This is a genomic window from Streptomyces sp. NPDC005483, from assembly GCF_040606035.1.
Lineage (GTDB): Bacteria > Actinomycetota > Actinomycetes > Streptomycetales > Streptomycetaceae > Streptomyces.
On the sequence record NZ_JBEXEA010000104.1, the window covers coordinates 1 to 3463 of the forward strand.

1 protein-coding gene and 1 pseudogene are annotated in these 3463 nt (G+C 65.4%); one reads left to right on the forward strand and one right to left on the reverse strand.

What is annotated here, in order from left to right; translation table 11 throughout:
• The first annotated feature begins 582 nt into the window (after positions 1-582).
• Positions 583-2973, forward strand: a complete 2391-nt coding sequence (locus ABZT06_RS50320) for a Helicase associated domain protein (RefSeq protein ID WP_355756623.1) — start codon at positions 583-585, stop codon at positions 2971-2973.
• Between the two features lie 51 nt (positions 2974-3024).
• Here the strand turns inward: ABZT06_RS50320 and ABZT06_RS50325 are convergent.
• Positions 3025-3463, reverse strand: a pseudogene (locus tag ABZT06_RS50325) (hypothetical protein); the annotation flags it as partial.

The window sequence follows — 3463 nt, forward strand, 5'->3', positions numbered from 1 at the left end:
GCATATCCCGCTCCGCGGGATATGCAGCGCTGACGCGCTGCATAGGGAGCGGCTCCGCTGACGCTCCGCCAGATTCCCGGCGCAAGCGCCGAGAATCGAATTCCGCAAGCGGAATTCTGAGTGCGTGTCAATTCGCGCAAGCGCGAATTGACGGAATCCCGCAAGCGGGATTCTTGGGGCTGGCAGCAAGGGGTGAGTGCATCACGTGCGGGTCTGTGTAGGGCTTGGGATTCCCAGCTACTATCCCGGCCAACGGATGTGACAGAGCGTCGGCCTGACGGGGTGCCGGCCTCACGGTAGCGACGGGTTCCTCTGCGCTCCACCCTGAACCCCTCCCCCATCGTCTGACTGTCCCGACGTGTTCACGAACGCCCTGTCAGCATATAGGACAACTGGCCGTTCGTGGATGGGATTGAGTCAGGTGTTGCCCTCGGGCGCAGAAGTTGATGCGCGGATGATGCATCACGAGTCATGACTGTGTAGAGTCTGGGATCAGGTGCTACACCCCTACCGCCGCGCACCTTACGCCTGGATTCCATTTGCTATTACGCGCTGCATTCCGCGAGAAGGAGAACACGGGGCATGGCCGTGAAGCTGCGTGATCACCAGATCGAGGCCGTTGCCGCCATTGTGCGCGGTCTTGATGTTCCGCCGGGTGGAATCCCCTGGAATGGTCTTCGCGGGCAGGTGCACGCCGCGTGTGGCACGGGGAAGACCATCATGGCGGCGGTGGCGGCGAGGCGGCTTGTGCCCCGGGGGCGGGTGCTGGTGTTGGTGCCGACGCTGGATCTGCTGGCGCAGACGGTGAGGGCGTGGCACGAGGCCGGGCACAAGGGGCCGGCGGTGGCGGTGTGTTCGCTTCAAGACGATCCGGGGCTGTGGTCGTTGAAGGTGCGCTCTACGACGAATCCGATCCAGTTGGCGCTGTGGCACGGGCAGGGGCCGGTGACCATCTTCGCCACCTACGCGTCTTTGAGTGTTCTGGCGGAGGCGTTCGAGGGTGTCTACGGTCAGAAGCTTGATCGAGTAGACCTCGCGGTGGTTGATGAGGCCCACAGGACAAGTGGCTCGATGGGTAAGGCCTGGGCGGCCATCCACGATCAGAGCGTCATCCCGGCCTCCCGGCGGCTGCACCTGACGGCCACCCCGCGGATCTGGGAAGAGCGGCTCAACCGGGAGATCGCCGAAGGAGTCCGTGACCCGCTGCCACGAGAGATGGCAGCTTCCATGGACGACGAGAAGGTCTTCGGGCCCGTCCTCTACAAGCTCTCGCTCGCATCTGCCGTCTCCCGGGGCTTGCTGGCGCGGTATCAGATCATCGTGCTGGAGCTGAAGGACCCGGTCGTCACTCCGGAACGGCTGATGGGCGAGGAGCGGCGCAGCGAAGAGGTGCGGGGGCAGCGGCTCGGGGCCTTGCAGGCCGCGCTCCTGCACACGATGGCGGAGCACAACCTGTCGACGTGCATCACCTTCCACCACCGCACCATCGAGGCCCAGGCATACGCGGAAGGACTGGAGCGAGTGGCGGCGAAGCTGCACGCGGATCAGCCCGAGACATACCCCAAGCGCATCTGGGCCGACTGGCTGTGCGGCGAGCACGTCCCTGAGCACCGGCAGGAGGTTCTCGGCTCGTTCGGGTCCACGGCGCAGCGCGCCGTGCTCTCCAACTGCCGGGTCCTGGGCGAGGGCGTCGACATCCGCGCGGTGGACTCCGTCGCCCTGCTGGAACCCAAGGGAGCGCCGCACGACATCGTCCAAGCCATCGGCCGGGCACTCCGACAGAAGCCCGGACAGGGCAAACTCGCCTCCTTGATCGTGCCTGTCTTCCTCCAGCCCGGAGAAATGCCAGAGGATATGTTCACCTCGGGGTCGTATCGCCCGTTGGTGAAAGTCTTGGAAGGTCTGCGCGCTCACGATGAAGAAGCCGTCGAGCTGCTCGCCATTCCCCAGGAGCCTCAGAAGGATGTCGCCCAACCGTCCGTCAACATCGGCACGCCGCCCGAGGAAGGCGAAGCCGAATCACGGTTGCTGCTCCGTTTCGCCGCCCCACGCGATCCGGTGATGGTCGCCGACTGGGTCTCCTTCAACGTGATCGACACCGAACGCCAGGACTGGGCACGCGGCTGGGCCAAGCTGAAGACGTACGTCGAACGGGTCGGGAACGCCAGGGTGCCCTACGGACACCGCGAAGGCGCGACACCGCTCGGGCAATGGGTCGCAGAACAACGACGCGCCTACGCAGCCGGGCAGATGACCGGCCAACGCGCGAGGCGGCTCGAACAGCTCGGCATGGTCTGGTCCGTAGCGGATGAGAGGTTCCAAGAGAACCTGGAAGCCGCCATGGCCTACTACGACCAGCACTGGACACTCTGCGCCCCCCGCACTGCGACAGCGCTCGACAAGCCGGTCGGGCAGTGGCTCTCGAACCTGCGCCGCCCCGGCGCCCTCGACGGACACCCCGAATGGAAGACGGCACTGGAAGCCGTGGACAAGGACTGGAACCCGGAGTGGCCGGCCGACTGGCAGCGGCACTACGCCGCACTGCGCGAGCTAGTGGCCGACGAAGAAGGCCAAGCCGGCGCGGTGGAGGTTCTGCCCGGGTTCACCGTGCACGGGATGGACATCGGGAAATGGCTGGCCAAGCAGCGCAAGCCCGAGGTGTGGCAGGCCCTGACCGACGGGCAACGCGAACGCCTGGAACAACTCGGCATCACGCCAATTACCCCCGAGCCGAAGGAGCTCGCGAAGCCGTCTACGACGCCCGTGGGGGCCTTCGAGCGGGGCGTTGCGGCCTTGACGCAGTACAAGGCCCGCGAGGGCTCTGTGACGGTCCCCAGGGCCCACACAGAGCGGCTGGAGGACGGCACGGAGGTCCGGCTTGGGGTATGGATCATGAACCAGAAGACCCGTAGGACGAAGCTCGCTCCCGACAGACTCGCAGCGCTCGCATCCCTCGGCATTGACTGGGTGTGACGGCGAACGAGGAAGCGCGCCGTTTTCAGCCGGCGTTGCACTGCGACTGGGTCACGGCGGCGGAGGTGGGGCGGTGAGGTAGGGCGCGAGTTGGGCTTCAAGATCTGCGACTCGCTTGTCCAGGAAGCGGTTGTTCTGGCGGGCGCTGGCCAGACGGGCTTGGAGGCGTTGGTTGTCCTGGGTGAGCTGTCGTGCTTGCTGCTTCAGGCTGGTGTTCTCGGTGACGATCCGCTGAAGTGAGCCTTCGGGGAGATCGTGTTCAAGGTCGCGGATCTTGCCGAGGAGTGCTGCGATGTGGGTGCGCTGAGTGAGGATTTCGCGCTGTGTCTGGGCAAGTGCCTCTTCGGCATTGAGGGCGCGTTCTCTCCAGGCAGGCTGTGTCGGCTGCGTGTGGTTGAAGTTTCCCCGTGATCTTGGACACTCGATGGTTATGCCGTGAGGGCGTGTTGGTGCCGTTGTCTGGTCTCGGCTGGGGTGAGGTAGCCGAAGA

Coding starts and splice junctions, on each gene's coding strand:
- ABZT06_RS50320 (WP_355756623.1), top strand. CDS start 583: ATGGCCGTGAAGCTGCGTGATCACCAGATCGAGGCCGTTGCCGCCATT.